Source organism: Ruegeria sp. CDSA021 (genome assembly GCF_059612325.1).
On the sequence record NZ_JBXWQJ010000010.1, the window covers coordinates 114,933 to 130,705 of the forward strand.

The window sequence follows — 15,773 nt, forward strand, 5'->3', positions numbered from 1 at the left end:
CTTTGGCTCAATTCACCCCCGAGATATTTTTGGCCAGATGAAGTGCGGATCCGGGTCATTTGCCCACCTTCCATGCCAGGTCCTGTGGCCCAGTCCCAACCGGGGACTTGATCGCAGGGAACTCGGGCTGACTTTCCGCATCCGAAGGAGGCGCGGCTTTCTCGATCTTGACCTTAAGGTCGAACCACGCGGCCTGGCCCGTGATCGGATCAGAGTTTGCCCATCGCAGGCCGTCGCCTTTGGCGGGCAGAAGCTCGTGTATCAGGTGGTTAAGAAGAAAGCCTTTTGTGGCCTCGGGTACATCTTCTTGAAGGGCCCAGGCACCTTTGCGTTTACCGATGGCGTTCCATGTCCATACGGTGTTGTCGTTCAGCGCAGCCATTTCCATGACAGGCACCGTGATTTCACCGTGGGGCGAGGTCACCTTGGCCCAGTCACCATCTTGCAATCCATGTTCACGCATCAGTTTTGTCGGCACGTAAAGCGGGTTGCGCCCGTGCAGTTGACGCAGCCACGCGTTCTGGGTGCCCCAGCTGTGATACATCGCCATAGGGCGCTGTGTCAGGGCGTTCACAGTGAAGCCTTCATTGCCGGTCTGGTCGGTTTCGTACCAGATCGGCATCGGGTCCATTGTTTCTTTGATGCGCGCGCGCAGATGTTCGGGCGGTTGGCGTTCGCCATGGCCTTCGGCGGCCAGCTGAAACTTACGCATCGGCTCGGAATAGAGTTGGAACAAGTAGGGTTGCGGGCTGTCGTAGATGCCCATGCCAACCGCCCAGTCTTGGTAAGCGGTGTTCCACGGTTTGTAGTAATCCGCACCTTCGGGGATATGGGCCACGTAGAAGCCGCCGTTTTCAATATAGCGGTTCAACTGGTCGGGATTGACTTCGCCCCGGCCCTTCTTGTCGCCATTCTCGCCCCGGAATCCGGCAAGGGGGCCGATGCCCGGCTTGCGTTCGTGGTTAACGATGTAATCGGCATAGTCGACCCATTTGGCGCTGCCGTCCTCGTTGGTGAAGCCCGGCAGTCCCATTCGGTTCGCCAGATCGATCAGCACGGACTGAAATCCGCGCACTTCACGATCGGGCTCAATCACTGGCCAGCGGATCGCGTCCGCGGCGGCGTCTGCTTCGCAGATCGGGCGGTCGAGCAGCGAGATGCAATCGTGACGTTCCAGATAGGTGGTATCCGGTAGGATCAGGTCGGCATAGGCGACCATTTCCGAGGAATAGGCATCTGAATAGATGATGCGCGGGATCACGTAATCGCCGTTCTCATCCTTATCCGTCAGCATCTCCATGACACCCTTGGTGTTCATGGTCGAGTTCCAGGACATGTTGGCCATGTACATGAAAAGCGTATCGATCTTGTAGGGATCGCCTGCATGGGCGTTAGAGATCACCATATGCATCAGCCCATGGCTGGACATCGGGTTTTCCCAGGTAAACGCCTTGTCGATTCGTGCGGGGCTGCCGTCTTCTTTCAGCGCAAGATGTTCGGGGCCCTGTACAAAGCCCAGATGCGGGCCGTCCAGCGGTGAATTTGGGGTCACCTTGCAGTGCGGGGTTGGGTGGGCCTCGACCGGTTTGGGGTAGGGCGGCTTGAAGCGGAAGCCGCCCGGAACCTCGACTGTGCCCAGCAGGATTTGCAGAACGTGCAGCGCGCGGCAGGTCTGGAAGCCGTTGGCATGGGCCGAGACACCGCGCATCGAATGCATCGCCACGGGGCGGCCGATCATTTTGCTGTGTTTTTCTCCGCGGAAATCGGTCCATTCACGGTCCAGCTCGAATGCTTCGTCAAAGGCCACGCGCGCCAGCTCACCCGCGATGGCACGAATGCGCTGGGCGGGGATGCCGCACTGTTCGGCAATGTTTTCGGGCGCGTATTCGTCGCTCAGGTACCGTTCGGCCATCAGGTGGAAGACCGGGCGGTGGGTGACGCCGCCTTTTTCGTAAGTGGCCGACAAGTCCGGGCGAACACCGGGCTTGTCGAAGGCAGTCAATTCACCGGTGGCGCGATCTATGACCAGTGGTTTGCCGTCTTCGTCCCGCAAGAACAAGCCCTTGGTCGGACCTTCGGAGGCGTCGATCAGAACCGGTGCGTTGGTGTAGCGGCTGAGGTAGTCGAGATCGATCTTGCCCGCCTTCATCAGCACGTGGATCATCGACAGGATGAACAGCCCATCAGTGCCCGGCGTAATGCCGACCCAGTCATCGGCCACGGCGTTATAGCCCGAGCGGATCGGGTTGACGCCGATCACACGCGCGCCACGCGCCTTGATCTTGCCGATGCCCATCTTGATCGGGTTGGAGTCGTGGTCTTCGGCCACGCCGAACAGCATGAACAGCTTGGTGTGGTCCCAATCGGGCTGGCCGAACTCCCAGAACGCGCCGCCCATCGTATAGATGCCGCCCGCTGCCATATTGACGGAACAAAAGCCGCCATGCGCAGCATAGTTACAGGTACCGAAGTTTTGCGCCCAGAAGCTGGTGAAGCTTTGACTTTGGTCGCGCCCAGTGAAAAAGGCCAGCTTTTCTGGGTTGTCTTCACGGATCGGCTTCAGCCAGCTGACGGCAAGCTCCAGCGCTTCATCCCAGCTGATTTCCTCAAACTCCCCCGAGCCGCGCGGGCCAACGCGTTTCAGCGGCGCGCGCAGGCGTGACGGAGCGTTGACCTGCATGATCCCGGCGGATCCTTTGGCGCAAAGGACACCTTTGTTGACCGGGTGATCGCGGTTGCCTTCGATATAGGCAACCTTGCCATCTTTCATATGCACGTTGATGCCACAGCGGCAGGCGCACATATAGCACGTGGTATTGCGAACCTCGTCCGAGACTTTCGGAGACGTATCAAGGATCGGCTGCTGATGGGTCATTGGCGGGTCCTGTCGGTTGTTTCGGGAGGAATGTGTCAGTTTCTTCCCGATATGAGAACACTGTTCCGAAAAACGGTGTGAATAAGTGAATTATGTACTGCCGGCTTGCAGTGCAGTCACGGCGATCATTTGGGTTACATCTTCGGCGCTGCAGCCGCGCGACAGGTCATTGGCCGGCTGTGCCAGCCCTTGAAGCACCGGGCCAATTGCGGAGTATCCGCCCAGCCTCTGGGTGATCTTGTAGCCGATGTTGCCCGCATCAAGATTTGGGAAGATCATCACGTTGGCCTGACCGGCAACGGATGATCTGGGAGATTTGCGTTCGCCGACCGAGGGAACAAAAGCCGCGTCAAACTGCAGTTCTCCGTCGACTGACAGATCAGGTGCGGTCTGGCGCAAAGATTCCGTGGCCTCGATCACCTTGTCCACGTCCGGGTGCTTGGCGCTGCCTTTGGTCGAAAAGCTCAGCATCGCGATCTTGGGGTCGATCTGCAGAAGACTTTTGGCCGAGGCAGCCGAGGCGATGGCGATTTTGCTCAACTCAGAGGCAGTCGGATTGATGACCAAACCGCAGTCTGAATACAGCATCGCCCGTGCGCCGGATTGCGCGTTCTCAGGCGGGTACATCAGGAAAAAGGACGACACCATCCCGGCATCTGGGGCCATTCCGATGACCTGAATGGCCGCGCGAACAATATCGCCGGTTGTGTGCACCGCGCCGCCGACCGTTCCGGTGGCGCGCCCGCTGCGCACCAGCATGGCGGCATAGACCGGTGTCGTTTCAACGGCCGCGCGGGCCTTGGCCTGATCAACACCCTTGTGTTGACGCAACTCAAAGAATGTCTGGGCAAACTCCTCGGTCAGTTCCGAGGTCACGGGGTCATGCACCGCAACGCCCTGTGAAGGAGCAGCACCGTGATCCTTCAGGGCAGCTTCGACTTCGGCTTGTGGTCCGACCAGAATAACATCGGCCAGATCGGCCTGATGGGCGGCCAGCGCCCCCGCAACAACGCGGGGATCACTGCCTTCGCATAGTGAAATCACAGGGCGGGTGGCCGGAGCGTTCTGCCGCAATAGCTCAATAGGTGTCAGGGTCATTCGCTCCGGCCTCGTCCTGTAATTATACGGCTTGCTCGCGCATATCGTCAGCCGAAACGCCTGCGACTGCGACGGGCTTCTTCATCGCATCACGGCGGAAGGGTTCACCCAGTTCCTGGTTGATCAGGGCCTCGATCAGGGTGGTGATGCCGTTCTTCTGATCTTCGATCGCCTGGTTCAGGGCTGCGGTCAGTTCGTCCTGCGTGCGGGCAACAACACCTTTCAGACCGCAGGCTTGTGCGATACCGGCATAAGACACCTGGGTGTCCAGCTCGGTGCCGACGAAGTTATCGTCGAACCACAGGGTCGAGTTCCGCTTTTCAGCACCCCACTGGTAGTTGCGGAAGACGATCTGGGTCACGGCAGGCCATTCCGAGCGGCCGATCGCAGTCAGTTCGTTCACTGCGATACCAAAGGCACCATCACCGGCAAAGCCGACAACCGGAACTTCGGGCTGGCCGATTTTTGCACCAACGATGGCAGGCAGACCGTAACCACAGGGGCCGAACAGGCCGGGGGCAAGGTATTTGCGGCCCTCTTCAAAGGCCGGATAGGCGTTGCCGATGGCGCAGTTGTTGCCGATATCGGACGAGATGATCGCCTCTTTCGGCAGCGCAGCCTGAATGGCACGCCATGCCATGCGCGGGCTCATCCAGTCGGGCTTGGCGTCGCGGGCGCGCTGGTTCCAGCTGGTGCCCGGATCGTCATCCTCGTGGGTCATCGAGGTCAGTTCCTGAGCCCAGGCGGATTTCTTCTGCGCGATACGGTCTTTACGCTCCTGACGGCCTTCGTCACCTGCGGTGCCGCTCAGCTGGTTCAGGATGCCGTTGGCCACCTTGGCGGCGTCGCCAACGATGCCGACGCTGACTGTCTTGGTCAGGCCGATACGGTCGGGGTTGATGTCGACCTGAATGATTTTCGCATCCGCAGGCCAGTAGTTGATGCCATAGCCCGGCAGGGTCGAGAACGGGTTCAGACGGGTGCCGAGGCACAGGACCACGTCAGCTTCGCTGATCAGCTCCATTCCGGCTTTCGAACCGTTATAGCCCAGGGGACCTGCAAACAGCGGGTGCGAGCCGGGGAAGGCGTCGTTGTGCTGGTAGCCAACGCAGACGGGTGCGTCCAGACGCTCGGCCAGCGCCTTGGAGGCGTCGATGCCGCCTTCGGACAGAACCACACCGGCACCGTTCAGGATGACCGGGTTCTTGGCGTTCGACAGCAATTCAGCGGCTTGGGTAACGGCGGCCTCGCCGCCCGAGGGGCGCTCGAATTCAACGATGGCGGGCAGGTCGACGTCGATCACCTGAGTCCACATATCGCGCGGGATGTTCAGCTGAGCCGGGGCGCTGGCGCGTTTGGCCTGCATGATCACGCGGTTCAGAACCTCGCAGACGCGGGACGGGTCGCGGACCTCTTCCTGATAGGCAACCATGTCTTCGAACAGCTTCATCTGCTCGACTTCCTGAAAACCACCCTGACCGATGGTCTTGTTGGCCGCCTGCGGAGTCACCAACAGCAACGGTGTATGGTTCCAGTAGGCGGTTTTGACGGCGGTCACGAAGTTGGTGATACCAGGGCCGTTCTGCGCGATCATCATCGACATCTTGCCGGTGGCGCGGGTGTAGCCATCGGCCATCATGCCGGCGCTGCCTTCATGGGCGCAGTCCCAGAACATGATTCCAGCTTTCGGGAAGAGGTCCGAGATCGGCATCATCGCCGAGCCAATGATACCGAACGCATGTTCGATCCCGTGCATCTGCAGAACCTTAACAAAGGCTTCTTCGGTCGTCATCTTCATGTGGGTGCTCTCCAAACAAGTGGGTGAAACCGGGCAAAGTGCCCGGGGTTTTGATACGGTTTTGGCGTATGGGTGCGCTTGGCGTTAGGGCCAAAATGAAACCCGAATTAGGTCCAGATATCGCCTAGGCGGTCCGAATGGCGTCCGCGATCAGATTCACACCTGGTGCAATGCGGTCGGTCGAGATTGAGGAGTAGCCGAGGCGGTAAAAGTTCCGGGGTCTGTCTGGTCCAGAGAAAAACGGTGCGCCCGGTTCAATATGAACACCCTGATTCTGCAGCCTCAACGCCAGTTGGGTCGTGTCGACATGTTCCGGCGCCGACATCCACATTGATGAACCACCAATCACACCGCGCCCGGCCACGATCAGCCCGCTTTCTTCGATGGCTGAGTTCATTGCAGCGCGCCGCTCTTGCAAAGCCTTCGACATGCGCCGGATCTGCGCGTCGTAGTGGCCCAATGACAGAAAGTATGCGGCCGTGCGCTGAATGTGCCCAGGTGGGTGGCGCAGAACCAATGAACGAAGCGCACGTGCCTCGCGGATAAAGGGCTCGGAGCCGACCATGTATCCAAGCCGCAATCCGGGGAACAGCGACTTGGAAAAACTGCCGACGTAGATCACGCGACCATCCCGATCCATGGATTTGAGCGCCGGTGAAGGCGCACCCCGAAAAGCCATTTCAAATTCGTAGTCATCCTCGACGACCATCGCGTCCAGTTCGCGTGCTCGATCCAGCAACTGGTTTCGGCGTTCGATCGACATCGTTGCGGTCGTCGGGCTTTGATGGCTGGGCGTTGTAAAGATGACGTCAGCGTCGTCGGGGATCGTCTCGGGTGGAAGTCCGTTTTGATCGACACTCAGGGGCGTCACCGCGCAGTCCCAATGATTCAGCAAGCTCCGTAGCGCGTAATAACAGGGGTCTTCTATCACGGCGGAACGATTGTGGGTCAGCAAGATGCGCGATGCCAGCCAGAGCGCGTTCTGCGCGCCCAGCGTGATCAGAATTTCTTCGGGGCGGGCGGCAATGCCGCGTCTGGGTAGGGTGTGGCGGGCGATGAACTCGACCAGAAGTGGGTCATCCTGATCCACGTAATCACCGGTCAGCGAATCGAAGTCCTTGTGTCCCAAAGCTCGCACAGCGCACAAGCGCCAGTTGGCGTGATCAAACAAAGTCCGGTCTGCCTGACCGTAGATGAACGGATAGCGGTATTCGCGCCAGTCGCTGGGTTTCGGCAGAACGTAGCTGTCCAGAAAGCGACGCGCTAGCGCCTTGTCCCAGTCTACGGATTCTGTGCCGCGCTGGACGGGCGAGTATTTGGGCGGGACGGGCGCATTATGCGAAACGTAGTATCCAGATCGTCCCTTGGCAGTCAGGTAATCATTCGCCAGCAATTCGGTATAGGCCAACGTCACCGTGATCCGGCTGACACCCAGATGTGCGGCCAGTTTGCGCGACGATGGCAACTTTTCCCCAACGTGAAAGCGACCAGACAGGATGCCTTCGGCGATCATCTGCTGGATCTGAGCCTGCAGCGTGCCTTGACCGTTGAGTTCAAGAAAGAATGTATCGACTGATATCCCCATGCCTGCTTATAGGGTGGACTTAAGGTGGGGGCAATCTGGACTTACATTGCGGTCACGAAATTTCACCTGGTGGGTTGACCGGTAAATCGGTTTAACCTAAATAACTATAAATCTAGTTTAATGGAGGCGACTCATGTGGGAAGCTGCTGCTGCCGGATTTTCTGCCATGGGATCTGAAGCCCGGCTGAAAGTCCTCAAGACCCTGGTACGGGCTGGCGACGCCGGTTTGACCGTTGGCGAGATTCAAAACCGGACGGGTATCGCCCCGTCGACCTTGGCGCATCACCTGCGGTTTCTTGCGGCTGGTGGTGTTGTTGAGCAGGAAAAGATCGGGCGCACCACGATCAACCGGGCCTGTTACAACGAATTGAAAAACCTGGCGCAGTTCATTCTCAGCGAATGTTGCGCCGACGCGGTTGGAGAGGCTGCGAACGATGGCTGAATTAACACAAAATCCCAAGGTGACCGCCAAGGGCGTGCTGGAGCTGATCAAGACGCCTTGGACATTGATCGTTGCAATTCTTGCGGCTGTGGCAATCCTGGACCCCGGTAACTTGCGTGAGGTGGTGACTTTCGCAGTCAAGGCTTTGGCGCATACCGGGCAATACATCCTGTTTGCCGTGCTGCTGCTGTCATACCTCAAGGCGACCGGAGCAGAAGTGATGGTGGCCCGCGCCTTTGAGGGGCGCGAGACCCGGATGATCTTTCTGGCTGCGCTATTCGGTGGTCTTGCACCGTTCTGTTCTTGCGAAGTCATTCCCTTTATTGCAGGTCTTCTGGCGCTTGGCGCGCCGTTGTCGGCGGTCATGGCTTTCTGGCTCAGCTCGCCCTTGATCGACCCGCCGACACTCTTGATTACCGCCGGTGCGCTGGGATGGCCCTTTGCCATCGGTAAAGCCGTGGCAGCGGTTGCCCTTGGCCTGTTTGGCGGGTTCATGGTGCGACTGTTCATGCGCCAAGGCGCGTTTGCCCAACCTCTGCGCGAATACAAACCTGCCGGATGCTGCGGCTGTGGTCCGAAAATGGATGACAAGCCGGTCTGGAAATTCTGGCAAGAACCCGAGCGACGCGTTCGGTTCCGTTCAGAGTTCGTACACAACGGATTGTTCCTGCTGAAATGGCTGGCTCTGGCGTATGTGCTTGAAGCCTTGTTGGTCAACTATGTGCCCGCCGACCTGATCGCTGGCGTGGTTGGCGGAGATGGTGTGCTGCCCATCGTTGTTGCCGCCTTGGTGGGGATGCCGGCTTATCTGAACTCCTACGTGGCACCGCCACTGCTGGCGGGGTTGATGGAGCAGGGAATGACGGCAGGCGCCGCCATGTCGTTCATGGTTGCTGGTGCCGTCAGTTCCATCCCGGCGATGGCCGCCGTCTGGTCGCTGGTCAAACCCCGCGTGTTTGCCACCTACCTTGGCCTCGGAGTGGGCGGTGCGATTATCGCAGGCATCATCTTTCAGATGGTATGAACGCAAAAGCCGCCCGGTGTCAGCACCGGGCGGCTTTGTTAGATGGATTCAACCAATCAGCTGTCTTCGCACAAGCGTGGCAGTTTGAACCGATACCGGGCTTCGCCACTTTCGACATACACGCGTTTCTCGATGCAAGCGGTTGTGCCCACGGTTTGTGAAATTTGGGATTCGGTCGAAGTGATCGACGTGGCAGATCCATCCGGCAGACGAACCGAGGCGATGACGCCGTTCTTAAGATCTCCGTTTACCGCCGTGGCAGACAAAACCGGCACAGTCAGGAAGGCTTCGTGCGCGTGTTCCCCTTCGTCACCCAGCAGAAACAGGAACGTAATGATAACGATCATGACAACGCCGCCAGCCAAACCAAGACCCCAGGTTTTGAGAAAGGCATAAACAGAGACGGCACGGTGTGGGCCAAAAACAGCAGATAGAACGTTCAGCATGGCAAGTCCGTTAAAAAGCCCCAGCCGTTTTGTCCGGGGCTGATTATGCGTTATGGGCGAAGATCATCTTCGTCTTCGTCATCCGCCCCATCTTTGGGCAGATTGAAGAAGCTGTCAGCATCGATGATCGCTTCTTCTTTCTCTTCCTCAGGTTCGTCGGACAGTGAGAACGTTTCGAGCCCTTCAATCGCGGTTGGGATTTTTGGCGCAGCGTCCATTTCCAGCGACTGTTCGGTCGACACCAGTTTGCGACGTTCATCATCGCTCATCACACCGCCTTCAGCTGCTTTCTTGGCGGCTGCCTTCTGCACGATGGCGTCCAGCTCGGACTGTTTACACAGGCCCAGAGCGACCGGGTCGATCGGTTGCATGTTGGCGATGTTCCAGTGGGTGCGCTCGCGGATGGACTGGATGGTGGGTTTGGTGGTGCCCACCAGCTTGGCAATCTGACCATCGCTGAGTTCCGGGTGGAACTTGACCAGCCACAGGATCGAGTTCGGACGGTCCTGACGCTTGGACAGCGGTGTGTAACGCGGACCACGACGTTTTTCTTCGCCCGAAGCGGCCGGGTTGAACTTGAGCCTCAGCTTGTGAAGCGGGTTGTTCTGCGCCGCGTTGATCTCGTCCTGGGTCAGCTGGTTGTTGGCAATCGGGTCAAAACCCTTCACGCCAGCAGCGACATCGCCGTCAGCGATGCCTTGCACTTCCAATTCGTGCATCCCTACGAAATCCGCGATCTGCTTGAAGCTGATCGTGGTGTTGTCCACCAGCCATACGGCGGTTGCCTTGGCCATAAGCGGTTTTGCCATCAGCCCGTCTCCTATACATACATCTGTCCCGTCGCCGGAATTCGGCGGCCCCTTGGTCTTGAGGCAGGTTTCCGTTGTCGGGGAACTTGCGCCGTATATAGTCGCGCAAAGGCAAGAAGGGAAGAGGCGAATGCGCTGGGTCGTATTGTGGGTTTTCAGCGCGTTTGCTGCGCTGGCCGAAGGCGAAAAGGCCGGAGAATTCGATTACTATGTTCTGTCGCTTAGCTGGTCGCCCAACTGGTGCGCCCGCGAAGGTGATGCGCGTGGGTCCGATCAGTGCGATGCGCGTCATGATCATGGCTGGATTCTGCATGGCCTTTGGCCACAATTCCATCAGGGATGGCCGTCCTATTGCAGAACGCCCGAAGCGCCTCCGACCCGTCGTATGACGCGCGAAATGGAAGATATTCAGGGCAGTGCGGGTCTGGCCTGGCATCAGTGGAAAAAACACGGCACCTGTTCCGGGCTGTCTGCAACCGACTATTTCGCCCTGTCCCGGCGCGCCTATGACGCGGTCAAGCGCCCGCAGGTGTTTCGCAAGCTGGACACATCCGTCACATTACCCGCTACAGTGGTCGAAGAAGCGTTCCTGAAGGCCAATCCCGGTTTGGAACGGGACAAGATCACCGTCACATGCAAGCAGGGCTACATCGAAGAGATCCGCCTGTGCCTGTCGCGCGACCTTGGTCCAGTGCCCTGTGGCGGCGACGTGATCCGCGACTGTACCGCCAAGGACGCGCTGTTCGATCCGATTCGTTAAAGCTTCTTGTTCTGGCAATCGCGGGCATATTCCAGCGCTTTGGCGGTCCCTTTGAGGTCGATGGCCATCACCACTTCACCTGCGGGGTTGTAAACGGTCATCGTTTTGTTCTGTGCGATGGCGTTCACAAAGCTTCGATCGGTGAAAAACACCGTCGCGCCCGGTACGTCTCGTTCGTTGAACCCAATCGCAGTCGCGTCATAGCTTTTGCCGTCCAGCTCAAACCGGATCGGATAGCTCTCGCCTTGTTTGATGTCGCCCCAAGCCTTGTTGTAAACGGCGAAATACCCGCGATTGCCAAGCGCGTCATAGCCAAGGCGCACCACCGAGAGATCCTGATACACCGTCTGGATCAGGCACCCGTTGCCAAGTGCGGGGTCCATCATGATGTTCCAGCCTTCGACAAAGCCCTTGTCGATGAGGTCTTGTGCGAGAGCAGAGGTGGTGGTGAAGGCAGCGAAGGTAAGGGCAAGAAGGCGGGTCATAGCACATCCACAAATCAGACAATCTATTTATGTCATTGTAAATTATCGTAGAAGTTAGACAATCTATTAATTTCCAAGGGGCCGTGTCAGGTCTCCTCGCCGCTGGAACATATCTCAATTCTCAGGTTAACAATTGCCTGGTTCGGAACGTCTTCTGAATTCAGCGACCCTCCGACAGCTAACCATTAGGAGTATTTAGGGTTAATGCAATCAACGTATAGAACGCCGAAAAAATCGCCGTACTTGCCTTCGCCGCGAACATAGACGTGCCTGTCTGTTTGTTCATCATTTCTTTTGTCTTCCGGAATTGCGCTCCGCCATTGTTTGTATGGCGGCGGTAGATCGTGGGTGTCTTCGTATAAGTAGAGAGTTTCAGCGGCAATGGGCGAGGCGAAAGCACCAACAATTGCAAACAACGCTAAGTGTTTCATCGTGTTTGATAATCCGTGAAATTAACAGAAAGCAACTCATCCAATAACTATACCGCTGTCAAGGTAGGTACCGCGATATTTGAGCGAGCGCCGTGCGCTGCGCTGGCGCCGACTAGCGCAAAGGCAGCGCGAAAAAGAGAACTGGGAAATTGAGCTACAGTTCCTTCCGCGCCCTGAGTGCCGCCGTAATCGTCCCGTCATCCAGATAATCCAACTCACCGCCAATCGGCACACCCTGCGCCAGTGAGGTCAGGCGTACCTGACCCTCCAGTTGGTCTGCAATGTAATGGGCGGTGGTCTGGCCGTCGACGGTCGCATTCAGCGCCAGAATGATTTCGGTGATACCCTCGGAAGTCACCCGATCCCTGAGACGGGGAATGCGCAATTCATCCGGGCCAACCCCGTCCAGCGCAGACAATGTGCCGCCAAGAACGTGGTAGCGACCTTTGAAAACAGCCGCGCGTTCCATCGCCCAAAGGTCGGCAACATCCTCGACCACGCACAGCTCTCCGGTCGCGCGGGCCTCATTGTCGCAGATATCGCAGATGTCGGTGGTGCCCACGTTACCGCAATTCAGGCATTCACGAGCGGTAATGGCGACCTGCTGCATGGCATCAGATAAGGGCGTCAGCAGAAGGGCACGTTTGCGGATCAGATGCAGAACGGCGCGACGGGCCGAACGGGGGCCGAGGCCGGGCAGCTTGGCCATCAGTTCGATCAGATTGTCTATGTCGTTGTTGGAACTCAATCCGCACGCTCCTGCAAATGGGCCGGGCAAGCGGGCCCGGCCTCTGGGTCGTCAGGAGTGTCTATCAGAACGGCAGCTTGATGTCTGCGGGCAAGCCCATGCCTTCGGTCAGTTTTGCCATTTCCTCCTGAGAACGCTCAGTCGCTTTGGATTGGGCATCCTTGATCGCGGCCAGGATCAGGTCTTCGACCACTTCCTTGTCGTCGCCGTTAAAAATGGACGGGTCGATGTCCAGACCTTTCAGGTCGCCCTTGGCCGTTGCAGTTGCCTTGACCAAGCCAGCCCCGGATTCACCGACAACCATCATGTTGTTCAGCTCTTCCTGCATTTCGGTCATTTTCGTTTGCAGATCCTGCGCGGATTTCATCATCTTGGCCATGTCGCCCAGACCGCCAAGCCCGCCGAGTCCTTTCAGCATTGGTATTCTCCTGTGTCTCTGTTTGGGTTCTAGATACGGGCCGCAGCCGCGTGGCACAAGAGTTGTCCCGCCGGTCGGAGAGCCCTTTGGCATGACCGATGACTCGAAGCGGGCGCGGGAGGGATGGTTTTTCAAACCACACGAACTGCGTTTAAACCATCAGACTCGGTTACAGAGCTACAAATAGATTTCAGCGTTCTTGGATGGTTGTAGTCCCAGGGACGGCCGCGATGCATCGTTGCGCGTTCATCCCAGATCAGAACCTCTCCGACTGACCATTGGTGCGAATAGACATATTCGGGCTGTGTGCAGAACGCGATGGCTTCGTCCAGCAGGGTTTGGCTTTCTTCATGCCCCATTCCTTCGATGGCAAAGGCGTGCGAGGCGATGAACAAGGCTTCTTCTCCGGTCACTGGATTTGCCCAGATTGCGCGCCATGGGCGATCCGGCCATCGCGTCATTTTCGGCAGCGCAGCGAGGTCGGCTGAAATCTTTGATCGGGAATGTGACAACCGATGCCAGATGATGGCATCCTTGAGGGCGGATTTCAGATGATCTGGCATATCCGCCCAAGCGGCACGCGTCGACGCGAGTTCTGTTTCACCGCCGGATGGAGGTACGACTTTCGCAGTTAGCATGTTGATCAGCGCCGGCGTCGGCAGGAACGTGCTGTCCGTGTGCCACAACATGTTGGCCTGCAAGTCCAACAGGCGCAAATCGTCTTTCGCACGCAGTCCATCCTTGGTCTTGTTTGTCAGCTCGGGAAGCTGAAACTCAATATCGCGACCCGCTGCCATGGCTTCCCGGTTTTCCAATGGCCCAAAAAGTTCGGCAAGACGCATGTGATCCGCGTCAGATATCGATTGCGCAGGAAACAAGAGCGCAGAATGGGTTTCGAACGCTTGCCGAATTTCCGGAAAATAACGCTGTTTGGTGACGTCGCGCAGATCCAGGTCGTGAACGACCAATCCGAAACGTGGGTGCAGTGGTGACGTTCGCATGCAATCCCTCCCTAACATCATGGAAGGGTGTAATCGTTTGAAGTGTCAATCTGCTTCGTTTGCGACACGGGATCGAGCGCTTTCGGGTCAGTCTTCCTCGAACGGGTCCCATTCATCTTCGACTTCGGGAAGCGCTTCGGTTTCGACTTGGGCAGCGCGTTGCTCTGGCGTCTCGATTTTTGTGATCTTTGCCTTGGGAAATTGAGCAAGCACAGCCTGAACCAGAGGGTGTTGTTCAGCTTCGGCTTTCAGGGCCAGCTCGGCCTCGTCCCGAATTTCCGCAATCGTCGGTGCATCCCCGTTCGAGACTATCGACACAGCCCACCGGTTTCCGGTCCAGCGTTGCAGGGCAGAACCCAACCGGGGCGCCAGGTCGGTCGGTGCCTGCGCGGCGGGGGTGAATTCGATCCGGCCAGGTTGATAAGACACCAGCCGCACGCCGTTTTCCACTTCGACCAGAAGCTTTACGTCGCGGTTGGTGCGGATCAGTTCGACCACATGTTCAAAGGTCGGATACCGGGCCAGGGCCGTCTGGACATCCTGTGCCAATGCGGCAACGGGCGCGCCGCTTGGGCCGCGTGGGGGCGATGCGTATGCAGGTGCCGGGGCCGCGCTGGCCTGCACAGGCACTGCGCCCTGCCGGGACACCGAAGCGCCGCCACCAGGTCCACCAGCCGGAGGTGGCGGGGCGTCCTGCAACCGTTTGATCAATTCTTCAGGGCTGGGCAGATCGGCCACATGGGTCAGGCGGATAACAGCCATCTCAGCGGCCATCATGGCATTGGGCGCGGCAGAGACTTCTTCAAGCGCCTTCAGCAGCATCTGCCACATTCGGGTCAGGACACGCATCGGCAGGGCCTCTGCCATGTGCTGGCCACGGCTCCGTTCATCCGGCGAAACAGTCGGGTCTTCGGCGGCGTCGGGCGTGATCTTTACGACGGACACCCAATGCGTGATTTCGGCCAGATCGCGCAAGACGGCTAAAGGGTCTGCGCCTTCTGCGTATTGTCCGCTCAGTTCCGTCAGCGCGCCAGCGGCATCGCCACGCAGGATCATGTCCATCAGGTCCAGAACGCGGCCACGGTCCGCAAGTCCCAGCATTGCGCGGACCTGTTCGGCCGTGGTTTCACCTGCCCCGTGCGAAATTGCCTGATCCAGCAGCGAGGTTGCATCCCTTGCCGATCCTTCTGCTGCGCGGGTGATCAGCGCCAGAGCATCTTCGGCGATCTGAGCGTTTTCGGCAGCCGCGATCTTTTGCAGAAGGCCGATCATGTCCTCTGGTTCAATCCGGCGCAAATCAAAGCGCTGACAGCGGGACAGAACCGTGACAGGCACTTTGCGGATTTCGGTGGTTGCGAAGATGAATTTCACATGCTCAGGCGGTTCCTCAAGCGTCTTGAGCAGCGCGTTGAAGGCGCTGGTCGAGAGCATGTGAACCTCGTCGATAATGTAGATCTTGTAACGTGCGCTGGCGGCGCGATAGCGGACACTGTCGATGATCTCGCGGATGTCGTTCACACCGGTTCGGCTGGCGGCGTCCATCTCCATCACATCGACATGGCGGCCTTCCATGATCGCCACGCAATGTTCGCATTGGCCGCAAGGTTCGGTCGTTGGGCTGCCAGCGCCGTCGGGACCGATGCAGTTCATGCCCTTGGCGATGATCCGCGCGGTGGTGGTTTTACCGGTGCCGCGAATGCCGGTCATGATGAAAGCCTGCGCAATCCGGTCCGCTTCGAATGCGTTTTTCAGGGTGCGCACCATGGCATCCTGGCCCACCAGATCGGCAAAGGTTTCCGGGCGATATTTGCGGGCGAGAACCTGATAGGCGGGGCTGGGAGTGTCGGTCATGT

Annotated in this window: 15 protein-coding genes; 3 read left to right on the forward strand and 12 right to left on the reverse strand. The window is 58.3% G+C overall.

The features are described 5' to 3' along the window. Positions 1 to 55 precede the first annotated feature (55 nt). The 4 genes from AC2FLD_RS14525 to pdxR all read right to left on the reverse strand — a co-directional run bounded on the left by AC2FLD_RS14525 (position 56) and on the right by pdxR (position 7,356). Entirely contained in the window at positions 56 to 2,875 is a 2,820-nt protein-coding gene (locus tag AC2FLD_RS14525) for a molybdopterin oxidoreductase family protein (protein WP_496670027.1), read from the reverse strand. A 90-nt stretch (positions 2,876 to 2,965) separates the two neighbouring features. Further along, entirely contained in the window at positions 2,966 to 3,973 is a 1,008-nt protein-coding gene (gene pta, locus AC2FLD_RS14530; protein ID WP_496670026.1) for a phosphate acetyltransferase, read from the reverse strand. Positions 3,974 to 3,995: 22 nt separating this feature from the next. Beyond that, complete coding sequence (xsc, locus tag AC2FLD_RS14535; protein WP_496670025.1) at positions 3,996 to 5,771, reverse strand: sulfoacetaldehyde acetyltransferase; 1,776 nt, start codon at positions 5,769 to 5,771, stop codon at positions 3,996 to 3,998. 124 nt (positions 5,772 to 5,895) lie between these two features. Continuing rightward, positions 5,896 to 7,356 carry a MocR-like pyridoxine biosynthesis transcription factor PdxR gene (pdxR, locus tag AC2FLD_RS14540; RefSeq protein ID WP_496670024.1) on the reverse strand — a complete coding sequence of 487 codons (1,461 nt, stop codon included), beginning with the start codon at positions 7,354 to 7,356 and terminating at the stop codon, positions 5,896 to 5,898. Positions 7,357 to 7,489: 133 nt separating this feature from the next. Here pdxR and AC2FLD_RS14545 point away from each other — a divergent pair, with 133 nt between their 5' ends. Then, complete coding sequence (locus AC2FLD_RS14545; protein WP_496670023.1) at positions 7,490 to 7,798, forward strand: ArsR/SmtB family transcription factor; 309 nt, start codon at positions 7,490 to 7,492, stop codon at positions 7,796 to 7,798. Then, positions 7,791 to 8,822, forward strand: a complete 1,032-nt coding sequence (locus AC2FLD_RS14550; RefSeq protein ID WP_496670022.1) for a permease — start codon at positions 7,791 to 7,793, stop codon at positions 8,820 to 8,822. Before AC2FLD_RS14545 ends, AC2FLD_RS14550 begins: the two co-directional genes overlap by 8 nt. Before the next feature lie 56 nt (positions 8,823 to 8,878). Here AC2FLD_RS14550 and AC2FLD_RS14555 read toward each other — a convergent pair whose 3' ends face one another. Together AC2FLD_RS14555 and AC2FLD_RS14560 are read right to left on the reverse strand one after the other, a co-directional pair. After that, a complete protein-coding gene (locus tag AC2FLD_RS14555) occupies positions 8,879 to 9,268 on the reverse strand; it encodes a hypothetical protein (RefSeq protein WP_496670021.1) in 390 nt (129 codons plus the stop codon). Between the two features lie 50 nt (positions 9,269 to 9,318). Further along, entirely contained in the window at positions 9,319 to 10,077 is a 759-nt protein-coding gene (locus tag AC2FLD_RS14560) for a DUF1013 domain-containing protein (protein ID WP_496670020.1), read from the reverse strand. Positions 10,078 to 10,207: 130 nt separating this feature from the next. On the opposite strand from AC2FLD_RS14560, the gene AC2FLD_RS14565 reads away from it, so the two are divergent. Continuing rightward, on the forward strand, positions 10,208 to 10,837 hold the full coding sequence (locus tag AC2FLD_RS14565; protein ID WP_496670019.1) for a ribonuclease T2 family protein: 630 nt from the start codon (positions 10,208 to 10,210) through the stop codon (positions 10,835 to 10,837). Here the strand turns inward: AC2FLD_RS14565 and AC2FLD_RS14570 are convergent. The 6 genes from AC2FLD_RS14570 to AC2FLD_RS14595 all read right to left on the reverse strand — a co-directional run bounded on the left by AC2FLD_RS14570 (position 10,834) and on the right by AC2FLD_RS14595 (position 15,771). After that, positions 10,834 to 11,322: a hypothetical protein gene (locus tag AC2FLD_RS14570; protein ID WP_496670018.1), complete on the reverse strand. Its 489-nt coding sequence runs from the start codon at positions 11,320 to 11,322 to the stop codon at positions 10,834 to 10,836. The two genes, AC2FLD_RS14565 and AC2FLD_RS14570, sit on opposite strands and share 4 nt — an antisense overlap. A 185-nt stretch (positions 11,323 to 11,507) precedes the next feature. Continuing rightward, a complete protein-coding gene (locus tag AC2FLD_RS14575) occupies positions 11,508 to 11,753 on the reverse strand; it encodes a hypothetical protein (RefSeq protein ID WP_496670017.1) in 246 nt (81 codons plus the stop codon). Positions 11,754 to 11,907: 154 nt separating this feature from the next. Then, the gene (gene recR, locus AC2FLD_RS14580) at positions 11,908 to 12,501 is read right to left on the reverse strand and encodes a recombination mediator RecR (protein WP_050604984.1); all 594 of its coding nucleotides are present in this window, start codon (positions 12,499 to 12,501) and stop codon (positions 11,908 to 11,910) included. A gap of 64 nt (positions 12,502 to 12,565) precedes the next feature. Continuing rightward, a complete protein-coding gene (locus AC2FLD_RS14585) occupies positions 12,566 to 12,919 on the reverse strand; it encodes a YbaB/EbfC family nucleoid-associated protein (RefSeq protein WP_050604985.1) in 354 nt (117 codons plus the stop codon). Positions 12,920 to 13,050: 131 nt separating this feature from the next. After that, entirely contained in the window at positions 13,051 to 13,920 is an 870-nt protein-coding gene (locus AC2FLD_RS14590) for a TauD/TfdA dioxygenase family protein (protein WP_496670016.1), read from the reverse strand. Between the two features lie 87 nt (positions 13,921 to 14,007). Further along, positions 14,008 to 15,771: a DNA polymerase III subunit gamma/tau gene (locus AC2FLD_RS14595; RefSeq protein WP_496670015.1), complete on the reverse strand. Its 1,764-nt coding sequence runs from the start codon at positions 15,769 to 15,771 to the stop codon at positions 14,008 to 14,010. Positions 15,772 to 15,773 lie beyond the last annotated feature (2 nt).